This window comes from Azospirillum oryzae (genome assembly GCF_008364795.1).
GTDB lineage: Bacteria > Pseudomonadota > Alphaproteobacteria > Azospirillales > Azospirillaceae > Azospirillum > Azospirillum oryzae.
Map to the genome: position 1 here is coordinate 144995 of NZ_VTTM01000014.1, position 21549 is coordinate 166543.

Below are 21549 nucleotides of genomic sequence, written 5' to 3' on the forward strand. Positions count from 1 at the left end.
TGCGACCATGATCGTCACCAGCACCGATTCCGTCGAAGGCCGCCAGATCACCCAGTATCTCGGCATCGTCGCCGGCGAGGCGATCATGGGGGTGAACGTGTTCCGCGACCTGTTCTCCTCCGTGCGGGACATCGTCGGCGGCCGGGCCGGCGGCTATCAGGCGGCGCTGCGCGACGCGCGCGAGGCGGCCTTCGCCGACCTGGAGGAGTCGGCCCGCGCGCTGGGTGCCGATGCCGTGGTCGGCGTGGATGTCGACTACGAGGTGCTGGGCAAGGAAAACGGCATGCTGATGGTGTCGGTGAACGGGACCGCCGTCCGGCTGCGCTGACGCCCCTCCCCTCCCACTCGCCTGGCCGGGTTGCCTAACCGTAAGCGTCACCGATGGCGGCTGGACAGCCGCAACCTTATGGGTAGACTGCGCCACCGGAATAGAGTGTCAGGCGAACAATTCTGGAGGGGGATGCTCATGCGTGGGGTTGTCCGCGGTTCCATCTGGTCCGGTTGCCTCGGCGGCCTCGCCATGGCGGCCTGTCTGTTCGGCGCCCTGCCGGCGCTGGCGCTGGACGGCATCGTCGAGAAGAAAGTCTTCGAGATGCCGTCCTACACCACCACCAGTGGCGGGACGATCAAGAACGTCCGCATCGGCTGGGAAAGCTACGGCAAGCTGAACGAGGCCAAGGACAACGTCATCCTCGTCACCCATTTCTTCAGCGGCAGCAGCCATGCCGCCGGGAAATACAAGGCCGATGACGCCGCGCCCGGCTATTGGGACAGCATCATCGGCCCCGGCAAGCCGCTGGACACCGACAAATACTTCATCATCAGCTCCGACACGCTGGTGAACCTGTCGCCGAAGGATCCCAACGTCGTCACCACCGGCCCGGCCAGCATCAATCCGGACACCGGCAAGCCCTATGGCATGAGCTTCCCCATCGTCACCATCCAGGACTTCGTCAATGTCCAGAAGGCGCTGATCGACAGCCTGGGCATCAAGACGCTGCAGGCGGTGATGGGCGGCTCGATGGGGTCGCTCCAGGCCTTCGAATGGGGGGCCGACCATCCGGAGATGGTCAAGCGCGTCATCGCCGCCATCGGCGGGCCGGAGACCGATCCGTTCCTGATCGGCTGGCTGAACCTGTGGGCCGCGCCGATCAAGCTCGACCCCAACTGGAACAACGGCGATTATTACGGCAAGGCGGAGCCGAAGGCCGGCCTGACCGAGGCGCTGAAGCTGGTCACCCTGCAGGCGCGGCACTGGAAATGGGCGGATGCCGCCTTCGGCCGCAAATGGGCGGAGGACGGCAAGGACCCGAAGGCGGCGATGGGCAACCAGTACGCCATCGAAGCCTGGCTGGACAAGGCCGCCGCGGGCCGCGCCGCGGTCAGCGACGCCAACCATTTCCTCTATCTGGTGAAGGCCAACCAGACCTTCGTCACCGGCAACGGCGGATCGCTGGAGGATGGTCTTGCGAAGATCAAGGCGCCGGTGCTGCTGATCCCGTCGGCCGACGACCTCGTCTTCCCGCCCGACCGCAACATGCGCCCGCTGAAGGACCGGCTGGAAAAGCAGGGCAACACGGTGGAGTACACCGAGTCGATCACCTCCACCCTCGGCCATCTCGACGGCGTGGTGAACATCGGCAAGGCCGGCGACACGATCGCGCAGTTCCTGGCGAAGTGAGTGGTGTGGGGGCGCCTTTGCGGGTGCCCCCCTAATCCGCGATCGGCGCCCCGCGGAAGTTCAGCAGGCTCGGCGCCTTGTCGATGATCTCTTCCAGAATCAGCGACGCCGTTTCCAGATCGCGGTCCAGCTCCGGCCCCAGCTTGCCGGCATAGTTCGGCCGCTTCAGCTTTTCGGCCGCGTCGTGCAGGCTGCGCAGTTCGGCCACGAAGATCTCGCGGGCGCCCATCGGCAGGATCGGGTTGGCCGACAGCACGAAGAAGAAACGCATGCTGGCCCGCACCAGAAGCGCCAGCATCACCATGTCCAACTTCTCGAACTGGTCGCGCAGGTCGTCGGAGCGGGCGTCGACCAGATTGCGCAGACGTTGTTCGATCAGGATGACCAGCGCCTGGAATTCGCCCACCTTGTCGCGGAAGTCGCGATAGGCACCGAAGCTGTGCTTGCTGGCCTCGTGCTCGGCCAGTTGGGCCAGCTTCGATGCTTCACGGCACTGGCGCTCCAGCGCGCCCAGAAGTTCCTTGACCTCGGCTCGGGTGTATTGGCGCTTGCTCATGGGACTCGGCAGGGGTTGTGCAGGCGTTCGGGCGGACGTTCGAATGCTCCGTCAAGCTATAGCACAACCCGTGGGCTGCAACCTATCCCATGCTCAGTGATCCGCCTTCACCGGGGCGCCCGGACGCCGCACCAGCGGCATGAACAGCAGCGCACCGAAGAACACCGCCGACATCAGCAGCATGGCGTCGTTGAAGGTCAGGATCAACGCCTCGCGCTGGACCAGCCCGACCAGCCGGGCCATCGCGGCGGCGGTGGGGTCCGCCACCAGCCCATCGAAGCGCTGGCTGAGGTTGTCGACCATCTGCTGCACCTCCGGCCGGGCGAGGTTGACGTTGTCGCCGAGTCGGTTCAGGTGCAGCGCGTTGCGGTCGGTCAGCACCGTGTTGATCGCCGCCAGCCCGATGGCGCCGCCCAGGTTGCGCATCAGGTTGTAGAGGCCCGACGCGTTCTTCAGCTTGTCCGGCGGCAGGGTGCCCAGCGCCACGCTGTTGATCGGGATGAAGCACAGCATCAGCGACATGCCGCGCACCGCCTGCGGCAGGAACAGCTCCCAGAAGCCGGTCTCGGCCGTGAAATGGCTGTTCAGCCAGACGCCGGTACCGAACAGGATCAGCCCAAGCGCCAGCATGGCGCGCAGGTCCATCCGCTTCGACAGGGCGCCGGCGATGGGGGCCGACATGAACTGGAAGGCGCCGGTCACGAACATGATCTCGCCGATCTGCAGGCTGTTGAAGCCGCGCACGCGGGCCAGGAACAGCGGCTGCAGATAGACCGACCCGTAGAGGCCGATGCCCAGGATGAAGCTGTAGAGCGACCCGATGGCGAAATTGCGGTCGGCGAAGGCGCGCAACTCCACGATGGGATTGCGGTAGGACAGCACCCGCCAGAAGAATCCGACGGCGGAAACGGCCGCCACCACGGCCAACCCGAAGATCGCCTCGTCGTCGAACCAGTCGTTCCGCGGCCCCTCCTCCACCACATATTCCAGGCTGCCCAGGAAGGCGGCCATCAGCGCCAGCCCGACGAAATCGAAGCCCTTGCGCAATTCCGGATTCGGCCGGTCGACATCGACCAGGAACCAGACCAGCGAGGTCACCAGGATGCCGGGGATGACGTTGGCCAGGAACAGCCAGTGCCAGGACATGTGCTGGGTCAGATAGCCGCCCAGCGTCGGGCCGATGGTCGGCGCCATGGTGGCGACCAGCCCCATCATCACCGACACGCCCGCCCGCTTTTCCGGCGGGAAGATCATGAAGCTGGTGGCGAACACCGTCGGGATCATCGCGCCGCCGATGAAGCCCTGGAGCGCACGCCAGACGATCATCGATTCGATGCCGCCGGCGAAGGCGCAGGCGACGCTGGTCAGGGTGAAGCCGGCGGCGGCCACGGTGAACAGCACGCGGGTCGACAGGATGCGCGACAGGATGCCCGACAGCGGGATCATCACGACCTCCGCGATCAGGTAGGAGGTCTGCACCCACGAGATTTCGTCGGCGCTGGCCGCCAGCCCCGCCTGGATTTCCGACAGCGAGCTGGAGACGATCTGGATGTCAAGGATCGCCATGAACATGCCGACGACCATCGCGAAGAATCCGGCGATGTCGCGGGGGGTGAGCGGGCGCATGCCCTGGGCCGGTGTCGCCATGGAACCGCTGCCTTCCGTCGCGGCCGAACGACTGCCGCCCCCTGGTGAGAGGGCGAGGCTCCGGCCTGATTGTCACTCGGATTGATGGCGGGAACGCCGTCCCCGAAGGGGGAGTAGGGACGGCGCCCCCGCCGGAGCGTGACCGCCGCTTACCTGGCAGCCACCGCCTGCTTGTCGGACAGCGCGCCGAACACGCCGCCGCTCGCCACATGCGGCTGGGCATCGGCGCCGCGGGTGTCGACTTCCGCCACCACCGACAGGCCGGGACGCAGCAGGCCGGCCAGCGCGTTGTCGCGCGGCAGCGCGATCCGCACCGGTACCCGCTGCACGATCTTGGTGAAGTTGCCGGTCGCGTTCTCCGGCGGCAGCAGCGAGAACTTGGACCCCGACGCCGGGGCGAAGCTCTCCACGGTGCCGGTCAGATGGCGGTCGGGGAAGGCATCGACGGAAATGCTGACCTGCTGACCGGGGCGCATGTGCGCCAGCTGGGTTTCCTTGAAGTTGGCGACCACATACACGTCGGGCAGCGGCACCAGCGACAGCAGCTGCACGCCCGGCCGCGCATATTGGCCGACCTGGACGCCGCGGTTGCCGATCACGCCATCGACCGGCGCGCGGATCACGGTGTTGTCCAGATCGTTGCGCGCGGTCTGCAGCGTCGCCTGGGCCTGGGCCAGATGGGCCTCCGTCTCGGTGCGGGTGGCGTGCAGGACGTTGACCTGCTCGTTCTCAGACGCCAGCGCCGCCCGCGCCTTCGCCACCTGGGCCACCGCCTTGCGCAGGTCGGCGTCGGCGGTCTCCAGCTTCTGCCGGCTGGTCCAGCTGTCGCTGGCCAGCGACCGGCTGCGCTCGAACTCCTGCTGGGCGCGGCGCTGTTCGGCCTCGGCGCTCGCCAGTGTGGCGGCGGCCTGGTCGATCACCGTGCGCTGAAGCTCCAGCTTGCTGTCCAGCGTGCCGAGCGCCGCCTTCTGCGCGGTGACGGCGGCTTCGGCCTCCGCCACCTTGGCGCGAAAATCCTGGTCGTCCAGCACCGCCAGCACGTCGCCCGTCCGCACCAGCTGATTTTCCGCAACCCTCACGTCGCGGACATAGGCGGAAATCTTCGGGCTGACGACGGTGATGTCGCTCTGCACATAGGCATTGTCGGTCGACTCCAGGAACCGGCCCGTGGTCCACCAATGTTCGCCGGCGACGGCGCCACCTGCCAGCACAGCCAGCGCAACGCCCGACAGCACGATCTTCCGTACGCCATTCGCCATTGTCTCTATCCCCAATCCACCGCGGTCCGATCCGTATTCCGCCGATGCGCTCTTTCCGGCGCCGTCACGGAAAAGAAACTGAACCGTTCAGTTTAGTCTTGCCGGAAGATGGCGGACCGCCTATCTGTTGTCAAGACCGAACTGAACGGTTTAGTTTTTGGCAATTGATGTCAGGGGGCTTGTCGGGCGATGCGGAACGCGGTAGGGGCCAGGAACATGGACCGAGGCAGCATGGACTCCGGCGAGGCGCGCATGACCACATTGGTTGCCCCCACTCCAGAAGCAGGATCGAAGCAGGCCCAGATCATGGAGGCCGCAGGCACCCTGTTCCTGGAACATGGCTACAGCGCCGTCAGCATGGATGCGGTCGCCAAGAAGGCGAACGTGTCCAAGGCGACCCTGTACGCGCATTTCGGCAGCAAGGAGGAGCTGTTCCGGGCGATGGTCGCCTGCGAATGCGCGAACTCCGTCATGAGCAGCGTCTGGGACGAGGCGATGGACCTGCCGGCGGCGGACGGCCTGCGTCTGATCGGCCGCACCTTCGTCCGCTTCATCGCCTCGCCAAAGGCGCTGGGGGTCTACCGGATGGTGTTGGGCGAGGTGCTGCGCCAGCCCCAGCTTGCCCAGGCCTTCTATGAAAGCGGCCCGGCCGAGACCTTCCAGCGCGCCCGCCAGTTCATGGCCCATATGGCGGACAAGGGTGAATTGGCGATCACCGACTGCGATCTCGCCACCCACCAGTTCTTCGGGCTGCTGAAGGCCAACATGCACATGAAGCTGCTGCTGTGCCTGAGCGAGCGGCCGAGCGACGACGAGTTGGGGCGCTACGTCGACGCCGCCGTCGACCTGTTCGCCAAGGGCTATGCCCCGGACAAGAGTTGACGGCAAGCGTTCACGACGCGCGGTTGGCGCCAGCGGCAATCCACAGGCACTAACCGGGAATCCACGTGCAGAATTCGCCCCTTCGGCTTGTCACCGGCAAAGGCTTCCTATAGCTTGCCCATGGCATACCCGCGTAACGGTGCGTGACGGATTCGCCGATGGATTATGAGACCACCTTCATCGCGCAGGTCATCACCGTCATTGGCTTTGCCGTTGGGCTGTCGATCGTCGTTGCCTCAGGCCGCTATCCCCGTCATATCCGCAATTCCCTTCGTTCCTACTCCTACGGGAAATTCCTGCTGGGGTCCGCCTTCCTCATTGCCGGGCTGCGCGACGGTCAGGCGCCGGCACTTCTGATTCCGCTCGCCAACGGGATGGGGCTGGCGGGACTGACGATGAACTACACCAGTGTCCGCCATCTGCAGAGCCGTCCGGCCCGGCCCTATCTGCCTGTGGTCGTCGGACTGGTGGTGGCATCGCTCTGCCTGCTGCTTCTGCTTGCCGGCGGCGGCATCGCATCGGTCCGGATTCTGACGAGCGCGGCAACCTCCGCGGTGCTGTTGGCCATCGCATACGAGGTGCTCGTCCGCTACGAGGGGCGCGGAGTCCCCCATTATGTCACCGGCGTGATATGCGTGGCCATCACCATGGTCTATCTGCTCCGCATGACTGCCGGCATGATGCAGGAAGAGGCTCCGGTCGGCACCATGATCGACGACAGGGTGGAGCGCATCACCTTCCTGTTGACGATGCTGGCGACCGTGATCGGGGCAATCAATTATGTCCTGATGGCCAGCGACGAGTTCAACCGCGAGCTGTCCAAGCTCGCCCACACCGACGGGCTGACCGGCGCCCTGAACCGCCGCCGCCTGTTCGAAATGGGGGAGGTCGAATTCCGCCGGGCTCGTCGATATGGGCGGGACCTGACCGTGCTGGTGCTCGACATCGACCGGTTCAAATCGATCAACGACCACGCCGGCCACCCGTTCGGCGACCGGGTGATCCAGGCGGTGGTCGATTGCTGCACCGGGCAGATTCGGCACGAGGATGCCCTGGGCAGGATCGGCGGGGAGGAGTTCGCCATCCTGCTGCCCGAAACCGGGGCGGAGGCCGGCCGGATGCTGGCCGAGCGGCTGCGCTGTGCCATCGAACGGCAGCTGGCCCAGCTCGGTGCGGAAGCCGGGGTGACGGTGACCTGCAGCATCGGCGGCGTCAGCCTGACCAGGGAGCACAGCGAATTTTCCGATCTGATGGCCCAATCGGACACCGCCCTCTACGACGCCAAGCACGCCGGTCGCAATCAGGTGCGCTTCTTCCCCGAAGCGGCGCATCCGGTGCCCATGCCGGTATGACGCCCTCCTGATCCTGCAAACGGAGCCGGTTAGAAAAAACGGCCGGCGCACGGCCGCCTTTACCCGCGCGACCGCTTGCCGCATTATCCGCGCCGGTCCCCCGGACGGTTTGCCCCGCCCGATCTTTACGGGGTCCGATCCGGCTCCGTCCCTTCCGGCAACATCGGCGTAAGGTCGTGGTTCTTTCCAATCTCGGCTCCGGCGGCCTGGAGCCGCAGCGGTCGCAGCTGACGCTCGGCACGAAATTCAGGCTCATCAACTGGGGGCTGGTCCTGCTGATCTGCACGATCACCGGGGTCGGCGTCGGGCTGCTCTATTCCGCCGCCGGCGGCCATTGGAAGCCCTGGGCCCAGCCGCAGCTGGTCCGCGCCATTCCCGGCCTGGTCCTGATGCTGGGCATCGCGCTGGTCGACATCCGCCACCTGATGAAATCGGCCTATGTCATCTTCTTCGTCGTGCTCTGCCTGCTGATCGCGGTGGAGCTGATGGGACGGATCGGCATGGGTGCCCAGCGCTGGATCGACCTCGGCTTCTTCCAGCTGCAACCGTCGGAGCTGATGAAGCCGGCGCTGACGCTGGCGCTCGCCCGCTATTTCCATGGGGTGACGCTGGACCAGATCGGGCGGCCGCTTTTGCTGATCCCGCCCCTGCTTCTGGTCTTCACGCCGGTGGCCTTCGTGCTGATGCAGCCGAACCTCGGCACCTCGTTGCTGCTCATCATGGGGAGCGGCGCCATCTTCTTCGCCGCTGGCGTCCGGGTGTGGAAGTTCCTGCTGGTCATCGGCAGCGGCCTCGGCGCCATCCCTGTGGCCTGGGAATTCCTGCACGATTACCAGAAGCAGCGCGTCTACACCTTCCTCGATCCGGAGACCGACCCGCTCGGCGCCGGCTACAACATCCTGCAGTCGAAGATCGCGCTGGGTTCCGGCGGGCTGTTCGGCAAGGGCTTCATGTCCGGCTCGCAGAGCCAGCTGATGTTCCTGCCGGAAAAGCACACCGACTTCATCTTCGTCGTCCTGGCCGAGGAGTTCGGCATGGTCGGGGCCGCCACGCTGCTGGCGCTCTATGTGCTGCTGTTTATCTATGGCTGGGTGATCGCACTGAACAGCCGCAGCCAGTTCGGCCGGCTGGTCGCCGTCGGCATGACCGCGCAGTTCTTCCTCTACGTCTTCGTCAACGTGGCGATGGTGATGGGGCTGATTCCGGTCGTCGGCATCCCGCTGCCGCTGGTGTCCTACGGCGGCTCGGCGATGATGACGCTGATGATCGGCGTCGGCCTTCTGCTCAGCATGTCGGTCCACCGCGACGTGCGCATCCCCAAAAGCGGCGTCACCGACGTCTGACGGTCCGATACCGATCGGCTGAGGTACGCCGGCCGGCGGCTGGGCGCACCCCGCCCGCGCGGTTGCCGCCCCGCCCCTCGCTTGCGATATCGGGGTGCAGGCAGACCGAAATTTCAGGTCGGCCCGGCAGCAGCGGGAGGAACGGCCATGCGGAGAATCGCCACGGAACTTGGCGGGCGAACGAGTGGGCGGGTCACGGCCCTGATCGGCGCAGGCCTCGCGGCCTTGCTGGCTAGCTCTCTTTTCTCCGGCGGTGGACCGGCGCTGGCAGACTCCCTGTTCAGCCACGTCGGCGGCAGTTTCAGCGAGACGTCGGGCTCCTTCGATCCCTCGCGCTGGCAGCGGTCGGACGGCTGGAAGGCGGGCGGGCACATGAACTGCACCTGGAGCCGCGCCAACGTCACCTCCGGCAAGGGTCACCTCGCCCTGACGGTGGACGACCGCATCACCGGCTACGACCGCTATTCCTGCGGCGAATATTCGACGCACCGCTTCTACGGCTATGGCGCCTACACGGTGTCGCTGAAGGCGGTGAAGGCCGACGGGGTGATGACCTCAGTCTCCCACTACACCGGCCCGCCCTTCGGCGATCCCTGGGACGAGATCACGCTGGGCATCGCCGGCAAGGACACCACCAAGCTGGAGATCAGCTACGTCGTCAACGGCGTCGGGCACCGCAATGCGGTGGTCGATCTGGGGTTCGACGCCGCGAAGGGCTTCCACAGCTACGGCTTCGACTGGAAGCCCGACGGCATCGTCTGGACCGTGGACGGCAAGCCGGTACACGAGGTCTCCGGCCGGCCGGAGCAGTTGCCGCGCATGCCGGGCCGGCTGATGCTGCGCTTCTGGAGCGCGTCCGGCGACACCCAGTGGCTGCGCCGCTTCACCTATCCCGGCCATCCCCTGACCGCCGAGGTCGCCTCCGTCACCTTCCGCGAGGACCCGGCGAACCTCAGCAACTGAGGAGCCGGGCTCAGTCCAGCGCTTCGGCGCCCAGGTAGGATTCGACGACGCGGGGGTCGGCAACGACCTCCGCCGGGACGCCGTCGGCGATCTTCTCGCCATGGTCCAGCACCACCACGCGGTCGGACAGCGCCATCACCGCGCGCATGACATGCTCGATCATCAGGATGGTCAGCCCCTCGCGCCGGTTCAGGTCGCGCAGGACCTCGACCATCCGGTCGACCTCGGTGGGACGCAGTCCCGCCAGCACCTCGTCCAGCAGAAGCAGGGTCGGACGGGTGGCCAGCGCGCGGGCGACCTCCAGCCGCTTGCGGTCGGGCAGCGTCAGGCTTCGGGCCGGGCGGTTGGCCTGGTCGGCCAGTTCCAGCCGCTCCAGCACCGCGCGGGCCTGGATGCGCGCGGTCTCCACCGACCGTTCGCGGGCCAGCGCACCGACCACGACATTCTCCTCCACCGTCAACTGGCCGAACGGCTTGACGATCTGGAAGGTGCGGCCGATCCCGGCGGCGCAGACCTGATTGGGCTTCAGCCCCGTCAGGTTGCGGCCCTTCAGCGTGACACGGCCCTCGTCGGGCGGAAAGACGCCGGCGATCAGGTTGAAGGTGGTGGTCTTGCCGGCACCGTTCGGGCCGATCAGCGCGAGGATGCGCTCCTCCGGCACGGTGAAGCTGACCTCCGACACCGCCTTCAGCCCGCGGAAGCACTTCGACAGGCCCTCGACCTCGAGCAATGCGGCCATCTCAGGCACCCTCCCCCGGCTGGCGGACAAGACGCAGGCGGCGGGCCAGCCAGGGCCAGACACCCTCCGGCCGGAAAACCACGATCACCACCAGCGCCGCGCCGTAGAACAACTGCTTCAGGCCGGGCAAATCCAGCCCGCCGGCCTCGATCAGGAAGGTCAGCGCCTCGCCCAGCGGGGTCAGGATGAAGGCGCCCAGGATCGGCCCGACCAGCGTGCCGATGCCGCCGACGATGGCCGGCAGGATGATCTCGATGGAGCGGCCCATGGAGAAGACCTGCTCCGGGAACAGGTTGTTGAAATAGAAGGCCTGGAACACCCCGCCCAGCGCGGTCAGGGCGGAAGACACCGCCACCGCGGTCATGCGGGCGCGGAACAGGTCGACGCCCGACGCCTCCGCCGCGTCCGGCTCCTCGCGCACCGCCAGCCACTGGTAGCCCAGCCGGCTGTGCAGCAGCACCCGCGACAGCAGCAGCGCTCCCACCACCAGCGCCAGCGCCACGTAATAGAACAGCACCGGCGAGCCGCGCAGGTTCAGCGGATCGCTCGCCCCCGCCTCCACCGGCAGGAAAAACCCGCCGGAGCCGCCGACCCAGGTGATGTGGTCGAAGCCGATGCGCGCCACCTCGGCGAAGGCGATGGTCAGCAGGGCGAAATGCACGCCCTTCACCCCAAAGCGGAAGCCCAGGAAGCCGATGATGCAGCCGGCCACCACCGCCACCAGCATCGCCAGCACCATGCCGGCCCAAGGGCCCACGCCGAAATGAACGAACAGCGCGGCGCTGACATAGGCGCCCAGGCCGACATACAGCGCATGGCCGAGCGACAGCAGGCCGGAAAAGCCCATCATCACGTTCCAGGCCTGCCCGACATAGGCGAACCACAGCACGGTGGTCAGCACCGACACCAGATAGCGGTCGGCGACGAAGGGCGCCACCGCCAGCCCCAGCGCCGCCAGCACCAGCAGCACCATCCCTCGTCCGGTCACTCCCGAAAGCCCGCTCATGACCGTTTCCCCAACAGCCCTTGCGGGCGCAGCAGCAGCACCACGATCAGCACCCCGTAGCTGAACAGGGATTTCAGGGACGGTGTCAGCAGGAAGCCGGCCAGCGCCTCCGACATGCCGATCAGCACGCCGCCCAGCAACGCGCCGGGCAGGCTGCCCAGCCCGCCGACGATGACGATGATGAAGCTGAGAAGCGTGTATTCCGGCGCCAGCTGCGGCCGGGCGTCGACCAGCAGAGTCATCAGCGCGCCGGCCACCCCGACCACGGCGGCGCCGATGCCGAAGGTCAGCGCATAGAGGCCGTCGATGTTCAGCCCGACCACCCGGGCGCCCAGCGGGTTGTCGGCGCAGGCGCGGATCGCCTTGCCGGTCCGGCTGAAGCGGAAGAAGGCGAACAGCGCCGCCGCCACCACGATGGCCGCCGCCCCGGCGCGCAGCCGCACGGCATCCAGCAGCATCGGCCCGATCTCCACCGTGTCGAAGCTGTAGGGCACCTGGACGTTGCGGGCGTCGGGGCCGAACAGCATCAGCATGGCGTTGACCAGGATGGTGGCGACGCCCAGCAGCAGGATGAACTGCATATGCTCCGGCCGCTCGACGAACTTGTTCACCAGCCCGCGCTGCAGAAGCCAGCCGCAGACGAACAGCAGCGCCGCCATGATCGGCGCCGACAGCAGCGGGTCCAGCCCGAGCCAGCCGCCGAGCAGCACGGCGCCGTACATGCCCGCCACCATCATCTCGCCATGGGCGAAGTTGACGACGCGCACCACGCCGAAGATGACCGACAGGCCGAGCGCCGCCAGCCCATAGACCAGGCCGGTCAGCAGGCCGGAGGCCGCGATGTTCAAATAATAGTCGATCGGCATGGGCGGCGGATTGTCCGAACGGTTAGGTTCTGCGGGTTAGCAGTCCGCAGGCATGCAGGCAAGCCAGAATGACCGTAGCGGCCTCCAATCTGCCTTTCCGGCTATGGCTGTCCGGCCAGCCGCATCCCGCGCCGCAAGCCGGCGATCCGTTCCGCCACGTCCGCCAGCCGGCGTTCGAGAGCCGTGGTCAGGCAGGACCGCGCCGCCGCGGCCACCGCCGGGTCGCCCTCGGTCCCGGCGCGGATCCAGCACAGCGCGGCAACCCGCTCGTGGAAGCGGCGTTCGTCCTGGATGAGGTCGTAGGACGCCGCGGCGCGGGCCGCCGGATCGGCGATGCCGGTCAGGAACCGCTCCTGCGCCCCACGGGCGCGGCCGTCGAGCAGGGTGAGTGCGGGGACGTCGCAGATCATCCGCCGCGATGGCGCCGTCACCGTGGCGCAGCGCGGATCGGCGACCGGCGCGGGTGGCGGCTCCGGCTCCGGCGCCGGCACAGCGGGCATGGTGGAAGCAGGAACGACGGCTGCCGGCTGCGGGCGCACTACGGACGGCGGGACCGCCTTGACCGCAGCCGGCAGCGTCCTCGCCTGCGGAGGCGCCGGCCGTTCCGGCATGCTCCCGCCCAGCGAGTCCCGTACCACACGCACCGGCGTGCCGACCTCCGTCGCCGCGAAGACCGTTTCGATATCCGCGGGCAGCATGCGGAAACAGCCGCCGCTGGCTCGCCTGCCCACCGAATCCGGCTCGTTGGTGCCGTGGATGGCGATGGCCGGCCAGCCGAGGTCGAGCGCGAACTTGCCCAACGGGTTGTTCGGCCCCGGCGGCACCGCCCGCGGCAGCGATGGCTTGTCGCGCCGCTGGTGCGCGGTCGGCCGCCATGTCGGATCGCGGCGCTTGCGCAGGATGGTGCTGTCGCCGACCGGGATCGGCACGCCGGGACGGCCAATGGCTACCGGGAAACTGCGGACATTGCCGTCGGAACCGGTCAGGTACAGCCGGCGGTCTGCAAGGCTGATGGCGATCGTCGGCCCGCCGGTGGCCTCCTCGACCGTCCCTTCCATCGGCGGGGACGCAGCGGCTCCCATGGCGGCCCCCGTGGCACCCGATATGGCGCCCGCGATGGCGAGCAGGCCCCAGAAAAGACACCGTGCCAGGATGCCCGCAATGGCTGTTGTCGGTCGGGGGATGATGCCGCGGCTGCGGCCTCCCCGAATGGTCGTAGGTCTACGCATGCGGAAAGTTGATCGCGTGTCCCCTAAAACAGAGTAAACAGCATGGGACGACGGTCTCCGGGAGATGGGGGCCGCCCCGACAGCAAGGACGTGCATCATGGACCAGATCGAGCAGACGTTGGCCGTCGCGACGGAACACCACCGCGCCGGCCGCACCGCGGAGGCCGAGCGGCTGTACCGCGACGTGCTGGACGCTTCGCCCGGCCATCCGGACGCTCTCCATCTGCTTGGGGTCATCGCCCTGCAATCCGGCCGGGCGGAGGAAGCGGTCGACCGAATCTCCCAGGCGGTGGCCGGCGACGACAGCTCTCCCCTGTTCCACGCCAATCTGGGCCACGCCCTGCATGCCTCCGGCCGACAGCGCGAGGCGGCGCTCAGCTTCGCCCGCGCCCTGAGCCTGCTGACCAACGAAGGCGAGGGCTGGGGCAATGTCGGCGCGCTTGCGAATCTGATCCGCCGCTATGACGACGACATCCGCGCCGACGCCGCGGCGGAGGTCGATGCCCGCTATACCATGGGCGACGTGATGCGGCGCCAGTCCCTGCTGTTCCTGCTGAGCGGTGACATCGCCTATTACCGCAATCTGGTGAACACGGCGCTGGAAGACCCCCTTCGCTTCTCCGTGCCCTCCATGCATTACGCCTATTGGGGCATCGCCCTGCGGCTGTTCCAGGGCGATGCGCGCAAGGGCGACGTCGGCGCCTTCACCAATGGCGAGTTCCGCCGTTTCTACCGGCTTCTGGTGGAGGAGACCGCGCGCCGCTACGCCCTGGAGGCCCGCCTGCGCCGGACATCTCCGCGCGCGGCGGTGAAACGGGTCGCGCTGATAACCAACCAGATGCTGGGCGAAGGCCACCAGCCCACGGCCGATGCCTTCGATTACGCCCGCCGGCTGCAGGACGACCATGGCTGCGAGGTGCTGATCGTCAATCCCAACGCCATGGCGGTGGAGGGGGAGAACGGCTTCGTCCCCGAATACAGCTACAACGTCACCGAGGATTATGACGGCGAGCAGACCATCTCCGCCCAGGGCGCGAACGTCCGCATGCTGTCCTTCCCGCAGCCGCGCTTCGACGAGGAGAAGCTGACCGCCATCGTCGACGCGGTGGAGCGGTTCGACCCCGACGTGATCGTCGCCTTCGGCGGGTCCAACACTGTGGCCGACCTGTTCGCAGGCAGCCGCCCGGTGGTCTTCCTGCCGACCTCCAGCGGCCTGTCGCCCTCGCTCGCCACCCTCCTGCTGGGCTATGCGCCGGAGGACGATGCCGCCGGCTGGCCGGAGGAGGCGCGGGCGCGCTTCCGTCCCTTCTCCTTCGGCTGGACGCTGCCCGCCGCCGGTCCCGCACGCAGCCGCGCGGATTTCGGCCTGCCCGCGGACGGGCCGCTTTACGTCGTGGTCGGCAACCGTCTGGACCAGGAGGTCGGGCCGGAATTCCTGGAGACGCTCGACCGCCTTCTCGACCGCGTGCCGGATGGGCAGGTCGCCTTCGCCGGCGCGGTGACAGAGTTGCCCGGCCGGATCGCCGCCACCCGCAACGCGGCGCGGATGCATGCACTGGGCAATGTCGAAGGCATTCGCGGGCTGTACGGCGTGGCAACGGTCTACCTCAACCCGCCGCGCCAGGGCGGCGGCGGCAGTGCCGCATTCGCATTGGCGGACGGCCTGCCGGTGGTGGCTTACGCCCGGGGCGATGTCGCCGGCGTCGTCGGGCCGGCCATGACCGTCACCGACGAGACGGCCTTCCTGGAACGCGCCGTGGCGCTTGGGCAGGACTCCGCCGCACGGGCGCAGGCGGCAGAGGCGGCGCGGACGCGCTTTGCCGAAACGGCCGACCGCGCGCGGTCGGTGGAACGGCTGCTGGACTACGCGCGCGAGGCGCAGGGACTGTTCTGAGGCGAAGCCCCGCCGGTTCCCCAAAACAGTTCCGCCCGGCTTTCCCACGAAACAATGCTTCGTGGGAAAGCCGGGCGGTCAAGTTTCAGGGCATCGGCCGCGAACGGCGCGTCACGCGGTCACGGATCAGTCTTCACTGGTCATAAGTGCCGGCCCCGACGATGTAACGGCCGTCGCGGGTGATGTAGGAATGCTTGTGCTCGACCTTGTTGGTCTGGCGGTTCAGCCAGACATAGTCGATGACGGCGTTCGGCTTTTCCTTGGTTTCAGAGATCATTGACTGGACGATGGGCTTGCCTTCGGCGTCCTTCAGATTGGCGGCGTCGGTACCGGCCAGCTTCGGGTTGGCGCCGGAGGCCACGTAACGGCCGTCGGTGTCGAAGACGAAGACATACAGCTCACCGCGGCGGAAGCTGCCCTTGGGGTCCTGGAAGGCCTTGGTCGCCTCATCCGGCCCCTTGGCCTTCAGGTAGGCGACGGCGTCGGCGACCAGCGACTTCGCCTGTTCCGGCGTGGCGTGATCGGCCGCGAAGGCGGGAGCGGCCAGCAGGGCGGCCGCGACGGCGACCAGTGATGCGGTTCTGCGAATCATGGATGACCACCTTGGATGTGAAGCGTGGAAGGGAAGAACCAATGATCCGGCAGGGGTCATTCCTCGTGCACGGTTTCCAGCCAGGAACGGATCGACCACAGAGCCTCCTGGCCCAGCGCCTCGCCGAACTTCGGCATATAGGTCACGCCGTTGCGGATCGAGCCGTTGGTGACGCGCTCCTTGAACCACTCGTCGCCGGCATCGCCCTTTTCCAGATAACGCAGGTCGGGAGCGATGCCGCCGGACACCGCACCCAGGCCGTGGCAGCGCGCGCAATTCTGGTTGAAGGCCGACGCGCCGATCTCGATGGCGCGCTCGTTGCCGCGGTAGGGATTGCTGTCCCGCCAGGTCTCGCCCAGCTTATCCAGCCCGGTGGTGTCGACCGGCTGGGGAACGACATCGCCATGGGCATAGACCAGACCGGGGAGAGCGACGGCGCCGATCAGACCAACGGCGGCGGCAAGTCGAATAATCCGTGCATTCATGAGAAAGACGTTCCCTCTGTTTCTAGCCGCCCTGCGGCCTTTGCTTCGCATGAGCAGACGTTATCAGCAGTGGGACCTACGAATAATTGGACTATGGTAGGACATCGGTGAAAAGATAACGAAATCGTCTAGATAGGGGCAGGCACGGAAATGGGCGGACCGGATTGCTCCGGCCCGCCCCCTTCCCGCTTGGCCGCTCTTGCGGTCAGGCCTTCGGCAGCTTGAAGACCCAGAGCGAACCGCCCTGGTTGATGTCCTTCACCAACTTGGCGACGTCGCCTCCCCACAGCGGCACCGCACCACCCCAGCCGGAGACCACGGCGACATACTGCTCGCCGTCCATCTTCCAGGTCACCGGGCTGCCGACCACGCCGGAGCCGGTCTGGAACTTCCAGACTTCCTTGCCGGACTTAGCGTCGAAGGCCTTCAGATAGCCTTCCGGCGTGCCGGTGAAGACCAGATTGCCGGCGGTGGTCAGGACGCCGCCCCACAGCGGGGCCGGGTTCTTGTATTCCCAGACGATCTTGCCGGTCTTCGGATCGACGGCACGGAGCGCGCCGATATAATCGTCATACAGCGGCTTGATGGTGAAGCCTGCGCCGAGATAGGCCGCACCCTTCTTGTAGGTGATCGGCTCGTTCCAGATGTCCATGCCCCACTCGTTGGCCGGGACATAGAACAGCTCGGTCTGCGGGTTGTAGGCCATCGGCATCCAGTTCTTGGCGCCCAGGAAGGCGGGAGCCGCGAAGACCGATTTGCCCTTGGCATCATGCGCATCGCCGGTGGCGGGCGCGCCGGGCCGGTTGTCGTCGTTGTAGATCGGACGGCCGGTCTCGATGTCGATGCCCTTGGCCCAGGTGATCTTGGTGACGAAGGGCGAGGCGTTGATCAGCTTACCGTTGGTGCGGTCGATGACGTAGAAGAAGCCGTTGCGGTCGGCCTTGCCGCCGGCCTTGATGACCTTGCCGTCCTTCTTCAGGTCGAAGGACACGAACTCGTTGACACCGTCGAAGTCCCAGCCGTCATGCGGCGTGGTCTGGTAGTGCCACTTGATCTCGCCATTGTCCGGATTGATGGCCAGCGTGGACGAGGTGTAGAGGTTGTCGCCGGGGCGCAGGTGCGAGTTCCAGGGCGCCGGGTTGCCGGTGCCGAAGAACAGCGTCTTGGTCTCCGGGTCATAGGTGCCGCCCAGCCAGGTGGCGCCGCCGCCGGTCTTGTACATGTCGCCCGGCCAGCTGGCATTGGTCTTGCCGGTGACGGTCGACTCCTTGCCGTTCAGCGTGCCCATGTTGCCTTCGATGGTCGGGCGCTGCCAGACCAGCTCGCCCGTTTCGGCATCGCGGGCCTCGACCATCCCGATGACGCCGAACTCGCCGCCGGAATTGCCGGTGATGATCTTGCCGTCGATGATCAGCGGGGCGGCGGTGTTGGAATAGCCTTCCTTGTATTCCTGCAGCTTCTTGTTCCACACCACCTTGCCGGTCTCGCGGTTCAGCGCGACGAGGCGGGCGTCCAGCGTGGCGAAGTAGATCTTGTCCTTGTAGATCGCAGCACCGCGATTCACGACGTCGCAGCAGGGCATGATGCCGTCGGGCAGGCGGTGGTTGTATTCCCACTTCTTGTGGCCGGTGCGGGCATCGACCGCATAAAGGCGGGAGTAGGAACCGGTGACGTAGATGGTGCCGTCATAGATGATGGGCTGGGCTTCCTGGCCGCGCTGCTTCTCGCCGCCGAAGGAGAAGGACCAGACCGGGACCAGCTTCTTGACGGTGTCGGCGTTGAGATCGGTCAGCGGGCTGAAGCGCTGGGCCTGTGGCCCCATGCCATAGGTCAGGACCGCTTCGGTGTTGGTGGCGCTCTTCAGCAGATCGTCGCTGGACGGGCCGGCAGCGTCGGCGGCCAGGACGCCGGTGGCGCTGAACGCGGTCAGCGAGGCTGCCAGGGCGAGACTTGTAACCAGGCGCTTCATATGCGGTTGCCTCCCAAAACTGATGATGACGGCACCGCCCGGCGCATGACCCGTCCGTTGCCGCCGGACGGGCGGGTCCAGCGGGCGAAAGCGGGATCGGGGGCGGCTTTTTAAGCTTTTGACGGCCGAAGGGACCGCGTCGCTTTACGATATCGGCAGTGTAGACGGATGATCGGTTGGGTAAATTGTCGGATAGTAGCAGGCGTAAGCGTCAGCCCACCGCGCTTCACCCCCGCGCTTCACCCGCCGCGCTTCAATTGACCCGCGGCATAGCAGCTTGCTCGATCTTCGGCCAGAGATGGGCGACGGAGCGGCGATACTCTTCGCGAAGCACGTCCAGCACTTCGAATCGCTCAGGTATCGGCAGTTCCAACGCTTCCGCCATGTCGAGTCCGGAGTCCACCGCATGGCGCAGCGTCCCGTCCAGCCAAGTCAGCCAGTCGCGCGTCTGGGCGACGCAGGCCTTGTCCGACCGGATGTGCCCGTGATTGGGCACCAGCAAACGGATGTCCAGGCCATCGACCGTGTCCAGTTCCTTCAACCAGTCGGCGACGGTGGCGTGCGGCGTCGTCGGGGTGCGGTCGCAGAAGACCACGCCGCCGGCGAACAGCACGCCCGTCGTCTCGTCCAGGATCATCAGGTCGGCGGCGGTGTGTCCGCTCAGCGGGATCAACCGCAGCCGGTGGTCGCCGAACCTGACGGTCGAGCCATAGACAGGCTCGGTCGGCACCGTCACCTCGGTGCCGCGCATCCAGTCGCCGACCAGCCGGTACATGTTGTCGGCGATGCCGCTCCCCTCCTCCTGGATGCCGGCGATGGTGCCGGGCAGGGCCGCGATGGGCACATCGGCGAAAGCCTGGGACCCCAGCCAATAGTCGGGGTGCAGGTTGCTGATGAAGACCTTGCGGATCGGCTTTTCGGTGACCTTGCGGATGGCCGCGCGCATCTCCTCGCCATAGCGGCGGGACGGACCGGTCTGGATGACGATCACCCCGTCGGCCGTGACGATGAAGCCGGAATTCAGGATGTTGCCGCCGTTGGCGCGGGTGAAATGCTTGGTCGAGCCTTCGAAGACATAGGTGTCGGGGGCGATGCGCGTCGGCTTCAGATCATAGGTCAGCGGCCCGGCCGCCCGTGCCGATCCCGTCGCCGCGCCGACCATCATGACGGCGGCAAAGGCGGTGGTCAGCGCCAGCCGGCGCAGAAGCGTCATGCTCATTGCCCGACACTCCAGGGCTGGTCGGCGGGCTTCAAGGACATCGCCGGCCTCATCGCAGGTTGGGCGCCGGGCGGCGGCATAGGGATCGTCGCGCGGATCTCGCCGCCCTGGTTGTCTCGGCCGCGCAGCACCAGCGCCGTTGCGTCCGGCGGTGGACGCACGTCCAGCGAATAGACCGGGTTCTCCGACACCGGTTCCAGGCTGTCGATCCGCGCAAGTTCCGGCGAACCGCCGGGGGTCTGCGCATCGACCCGTAGGGTCTCGATGAAATAGGCGGGAATGCCGTCGACCAGACCGGTGTCGTTGGGGTGGCGGATGCGCAGCCGCAGCCGCGCCACCCCATCGGTGTCCGCCGGCCACAGCCGGGCCTGCACCTCGCCGACATGGTCGGCCCAATCCTTCTGGGCATAGGAGGCCGGCGGCGCGCTGCAGCCGCCACCCGCCGCATCCACCATCACGCCGGAGACATGCCACACCCCGTCCGCGGTCCGCGCCGCACCACGCACGGCGGTGGCCTGTTGAATCTTGATGCGGGTGGCAATGTAGGGCGCGGCTGTGCCGGGATGGTAGCGCAGCACCAGCGGGAAGGGGTTGAGGTCGGCGATCGCCACCATCTCCACCACGTGGCCCAGCGCCGTGGCATCGACCGAAACCGGCACCGCGCGCGTGTCCTCCGCCGCCGCCGGGGCGTTGACCCGGACGGCATCGTCGAAAACGACCGGCGCGCCGGCAAAATACTGGTCGCGCAACGCCTCCCACATCACCGAGTTCAGCGGGTCGGACGGAGAGCCTGCGGCGAACGCGACGCCTGCGGCGACGATCATCGCGCCGGCCAATCCTGCTTGGTAAAGGGCGTGTCCCATCCATCTCCTCCCGACCGGCCAGGTTCCTTCCGTCCCGCTCACTCCACCAGCGGCGGCGGCGTGTGGATGACGCCGTAGGCGGCGAAGATTCGGCCCATCGTCCCGTCCTCGGTCAGCGCCGTCACCGCGTCGCCGATGCTGTAGGCGAGGTCGCGGGAGTTTTCCTTGGTCGCCATGCCGATGTTCCAGTTGGAGGTCATCATGCCCGGCAGGGTCACGGTGGTGACCGGGAACTGCTCGGACCGCGCACCCAGCGCCGCCTGCACCTGGCTCAGCGGCGCCAGCACCGCCGCCGCCTCGCCGGAGGTCAGCTTCCCGATGGCGGCCTCGGGCGTCGGGCAATGGATGACGCGGCTTCGCAGCCGGCCACCCTGCAGGCCCAGAAGGAAGAAGTCGGGAACGCTGTCGATCTCCACCGCGATCGGTTCGTCCGGCAGGGTCGCCAGCATGGCGGAGCGCACCCGCTGCGGGTCGCGGGCGAGCGCGAACACCTCGTGATGATAGGGGCCGAACAGCACGGCTTCCGGATTCATCAGCCCGAACTGCTTGTCATAGGGGATGTGCATCATGATGTCGGCCAATTCGCCGCCGAACAGGCTGCCGCGCCAGACCGCCACCCGCAGATCGTCCGACACCGTCTCGCCGGGAATTTGCTCGTAGATGTCGGCCTTGACGCCCAGCTTCTCCGCGATCGCCTTGGCCAGATCGACGTCGATGCCCACCAGCTTGCCGTCGCGCTGGAAGGAGAAGGGCGGGAAGTCGCGGTAGACCGCCACGCGCAGCCGGCCACGCTCCATCACCTCGTCCAGCGGCCGGGCGGCGGCACTCCGCGGAACGCCGAGTGCGGACGCGATTCCGACAGCGGCACAGCTTGCGGCCAGTCCGGACAGGAATCGGCGGCGGGTCACATACGCCATGGCAAGTCCCGGCAGTGGTGGTTTCATCATGGAACGGGCTGCCAGGATAGCGATCGTTCCGTCACGCCAATAATTGGACTTTCGTAC

20 protein-coding genes are annotated in these 21549 nt (G+C 67.1%); 7 read left to right on the forward strand and 13 right to left on the reverse strand.

Annotated features, from left to right (window positions below):
- Positions 1-7: 7 nt before the first annotated feature.
- Together FZ938_RS26820 and FZ938_RS26825 are read left to right on the forward strand one after the other, a co-directional pair.
- Complete coding sequence (locus tag FZ938_RS26820; protein ID WP_109086333.1) at positions 8-328, forward strand: heavy metal-binding domain-containing protein; 321 nt, start codon at positions 8-10, stop codon at positions 326-328.
- 138 nt (positions 329-466) lie between these two features.
- Complete coding sequence (locus FZ938_RS26825; RefSeq protein ID WP_246458080.1) at positions 467-1681, forward strand: E22 family MetX-like putative esterase; 1215 nt, start codon at positions 467-469, stop codon at positions 1679-1681.
- Positions 1682-1712: 31 nt separating this feature from the next.
- Here FZ938_RS26825 and FZ938_RS26830 read toward each other — a convergent pair whose 3' ends face one another.
- The 3 genes from FZ938_RS26830 to FZ938_RS26840 form a co-directional block, all read right to left on the reverse strand.
- A complete protein-coding gene (locus tag FZ938_RS26830; protein ID WP_149201329.1) occupies positions 1713-2237 on the reverse strand; it encodes a hypothetical protein in 525 nt (174 codons plus the stop codon).
- 93 nt (positions 2238-2330) lie between these two features.
- Positions 2331-3884, reverse strand: coding sequence for a DHA2 family efflux MFS transporter permease subunit (locus FZ938_RS26835; protein ID WP_149201330.1), 1554 nt, complete (start codon positions 3882-3884; stop codon positions 2331-2333).
- 149 nt (positions 3885-4033) lie between these two features.
- On the reverse strand, positions 4034-5143 hold the full coding sequence (locus FZ938_RS26840) for an HlyD family secretion protein (protein WP_149201331.1): 1110 nt from the start codon (positions 5141-5143) through the stop codon (positions 4034-4036).
- Between the two features lie 252 nt (positions 5144-5395).
- Between FZ938_RS26840 and FZ938_RS26845 the strand changes: the two genes are divergently transcribed.
- The 4 genes from FZ938_RS26845 to FZ938_RS26860 all read left to right on the forward strand — a co-directional run bounded on the left by FZ938_RS26845 (position 5396) and on the right by FZ938_RS26860 (position 9683).
- Positions 5396-6025 (forward strand): TetR/AcrR family transcriptional regulator, encoded by a 630-nt coding sequence (locus tag FZ938_RS26845; RefSeq protein ID WP_246458078.1) that lies wholly within the window; start codon positions 5396-5398, stop codon positions 6023-6025.
- A gap of 158 nt (positions 6026-6183) precedes the next feature.
- The gene (locus FZ938_RS26850; RefSeq protein ID WP_149201332.1) at positions 6184-7377 is read left to right on the forward strand and encodes a GGDEF domain-containing protein; all 1194 of its coding nucleotides are present in this window, start codon (positions 6184-6186) and stop codon (positions 7375-7377) included.
- 176 nt (positions 7378-7553) lie between these two features.
- On the forward strand, positions 7554-8720 hold the full coding sequence (gene rodA, locus FZ938_RS26855) for a rod shape-determining protein RodA (RefSeq protein WP_149201333.1): 1167 nt from the start codon (positions 7554-7556) through the stop codon (positions 8718-8720).
- A gap of 147 nt (positions 8721-8867) precedes the next feature.
- Positions 8868-9683 carry a family 16 glycosylhydrolase gene (locus FZ938_RS26860; protein ID WP_149201334.1) on the forward strand — a complete coding sequence of 272 codons (816 nt, stop codon included), beginning with the start codon at positions 8868-8870 and terminating at the stop codon, positions 9681-9683.
- A gap of 10 nt (positions 9684-9693) precedes the next feature.
- Here FZ938_RS26860 and FZ938_RS26865 read toward each other — a convergent pair whose 3' ends face one another.
- The 4 genes from FZ938_RS26865 to FZ938_RS26880 all read right to left on the reverse strand — a co-directional run bounded on the left by FZ938_RS26865 (position 9694) and on the right by FZ938_RS26880 (position 13376).
- The gene (locus FZ938_RS26865) at positions 9694-10422 is read right to left on the reverse strand and encodes an ABC transporter ATP-binding protein (RefSeq protein WP_149201335.1); all 729 of its coding nucleotides are present in this window, start codon (positions 10420-10422) and stop codon (positions 9694-9696) included.
- A gap of 1 nt (position 10423) precedes the next feature.
- Positions 10424-11428, reverse strand: a complete 1005-nt coding sequence (locus FZ938_RS26870) for a branched-chain amino acid ABC transporter permease (RefSeq protein WP_149201336.1) — start codon at positions 11426-11428, stop codon at positions 10424-10426.
- Entirely contained in the window at positions 11425-12294 is an 870-nt protein-coding gene (locus tag FZ938_RS26875; protein ID WP_109156151.1) for a branched-chain amino acid ABC transporter permease, read from the reverse strand. The genes FZ938_RS26870 and FZ938_RS26875 overlap by 4 nt, the downstream gene beginning before the upstream one ends.
- 101 nt (positions 12295-12395) lie before the next feature.
- Complete coding sequence (locus tag FZ938_RS26880) at positions 12396-13376, reverse strand: L,D-transpeptidase (protein ID WP_246458075.1); 981 nt, start codon at positions 13374-13376, stop codon at positions 12396-12398.
- Positions 13377-13620: 244 nt separating this feature from the next.
- On the opposite strand from FZ938_RS26880, the gene FZ938_RS26885 reads away from it, so the two are divergent.
- Positions 13621-15417, forward strand: coding sequence for a tetratricopeptide repeat protein (locus tag FZ938_RS26885; protein ID WP_149201338.1), 1797 nt, complete (start codon positions 13621-13623; stop codon positions 15415-15417).
- A 133-nt stretch (positions 15418-15550) separates the two neighbouring features.
- On the opposite strand, the gene FZ938_RS26890 is transcribed toward FZ938_RS26885, so the two are convergent.
- The 6 genes from FZ938_RS26890 to FZ938_RS26915 all read right to left on the reverse strand — a co-directional run bounded on the left by FZ938_RS26890 (position 15551) and on the right by FZ938_RS26915 (position 21462).
- Complete coding sequence (locus FZ938_RS26890) at positions 15551-16009, reverse strand: cache domain-containing protein (protein ID WP_149201339.1); 459 nt, start codon at positions 16007-16009, stop codon at positions 15551-15553.
- A gap of 56 nt (positions 16010-16065) precedes the next feature.
- Positions 16066-16494, reverse strand: coding sequence for a cytochrome c-550 PedF (gene pedF, locus FZ938_RS26895; protein WP_174757542.1), 429 nt, complete (start codon positions 16492-16494; stop codon positions 16066-16068).
- A 205-nt stretch (positions 16495-16699) separates the two neighbouring features.
- Entirely contained in the window at positions 16700-18463 is a 1764-nt protein-coding gene (locus FZ938_RS26900) for a methanol/ethanol family PQQ-dependent dehydrogenase (RefSeq protein ID WP_149201341.1), read from the reverse strand.
- A gap of 253 nt (positions 18464-18716) precedes the next feature.
- Positions 18717-19682: a quinoprotein relay system zinc metallohydrolase 1 gene (locus tag FZ938_RS26905; RefSeq protein WP_149201342.1), complete on the reverse strand. Its 966-nt coding sequence runs from the start codon at positions 19680-19682 to the stop codon at positions 18717-18719.
- Positions 19679-20545, reverse strand: a complete 867-nt coding sequence (locus FZ938_RS26910; protein WP_149201343.1) for a quinoprotein dehydrogenase-associated SoxYZ-like carrier — start codon at positions 20543-20545, stop codon at positions 19679-19681. Before FZ938_RS26910 ends, FZ938_RS26905 begins: the two co-directional genes overlap by 4 nt.
- A gap of 38 nt (positions 20546-20583) precedes the next feature.
- Complete coding sequence (locus tag FZ938_RS26915) at positions 20584-21462, reverse strand: transporter substrate-binding domain-containing protein (protein WP_246458073.1); 879 nt, start codon at positions 21460-21462, stop codon at positions 20584-20586.
- Positions 21463-21549: the final 87 nt, after the last annotated feature.

Coding starts and splice junctions, on each gene's coding strand:
- FZ938_RS26820 (WP_109086333.1), top strand. CDS start 8: ATGATCGTCACCAGCACCGATTCCGTCGAAGGCCGCCAGATCACCCAG.
- FZ938_RS26825 (WP_246458080.1), top strand. CDS start 467: ATGCGTGGGGTTGTCCGCGGTTCCATCTGGTCCGGTTGCCTCGGCGGC.
- FZ938_RS26830 (WP_149201329.1), bottom strand. CDS start 2,237: ATGAGCAAGCGCCAATACACCCGAGCCGAGGTCAAGGAACTTCTGGGC.
- FZ938_RS26835 (WP_149201330.1), bottom strand. CDS start 3,884: ATGGCGACACCGGCCCAGGGCATGCGCCCGCTCACCCCCCGCGACATC.
- FZ938_RS26840 (WP_149201331.1), bottom strand. CDS start 5,143: ATGGCGAATGGCGTACGGAAGATCGTGCTGTCGGGCGTTGCGCTGGCT.
- FZ938_RS26845 (WP_246458078.1), top strand. CDS start 5,396: ATGACCACATTGGTTGCCCCCACTCCAGAAGCAGGATCGAAGCAGGCC.
- FZ938_RS26850 (WP_149201332.1), top strand. CDS start 6,184: ATGGATTATGAGACCACCTTCATCGCGCAGGTCATCACCGTCATTGGC.
- FZ938_RS26860 (WP_149201334.1), top strand. CDS start 8,868: ATGCGGAGAATCGCCACGGAACTTGGCGGGCGAACGAGTGGGCGGGTC.
- FZ938_RS26865 (WP_149201335.1), bottom strand. CDS start 10,422: ATGGCCGCATTGCTCGAGGTCGAGGGCCTGTCGAAGTGCTTCCGCGGG.
- FZ938_RS26870 (WP_149201336.1), bottom strand. CDS start 11,428: ATGAGCGGGCTTTCGGGAGTGACCGGACGAGGGATGGTGCTGCTGGTG.
- FZ938_RS26875 (WP_109156151.1), bottom strand. CDS start 12,294: ATGCCGATCGACTATTATTTGAACATCGCGGCCTCCGGCCTGCTGACC.
- FZ938_RS26880 (WP_246458075.1), bottom strand. CDS start 13,376: ATGGGAGCCGCTGCGTCCCCGCCGATGGAAGGGACGGTCGAGGAGGCC.
- FZ938_RS26885 (WP_149201338.1), top strand. CDS start 13,621: ATGGACCAGATCGAGCAGACGTTGGCCGTCGCGACGGAACACCACCGC.
- FZ938_RS26890 (WP_149201339.1), bottom strand. CDS start 16,009: ATGATTCGCAGAACCGCATCACTGGTCGCCGTCGCGGCCGCCCTGCTG.
- pedF (WP_174757542.1), bottom strand. CDS start 16,494: ATGAATGCACGGATTATTCGACTTGCCGCCGCCGTTGGTCTGATCGGC.
- FZ938_RS26900 (WP_149201341.1), bottom strand. CDS start 18,463: ATGAAGCGCCTGGTTACAAGTCTCGCCCTGGCAGCCTCGCTGACCGCG.
- FZ938_RS26905 (WP_149201342.1), bottom strand. CDS start 19,682: ATGAGCATGACGCTTCTGCGCCGGCTGGCGCTGACCACCGCCTTTGCC.
- FZ938_RS26910 (WP_149201343.1), bottom strand. CDS start 20,545: ATGGGACACGCCCTTTACCAAGCAGGATTGGCCGGCGCGATGATCGTC.
- FZ938_RS26915 (WP_246458073.1), bottom strand. CDS start 21,462: ATGGCGTATGTGACCCGCCGCCGATTCCTGTCCGGACTGGCCGCAAGC.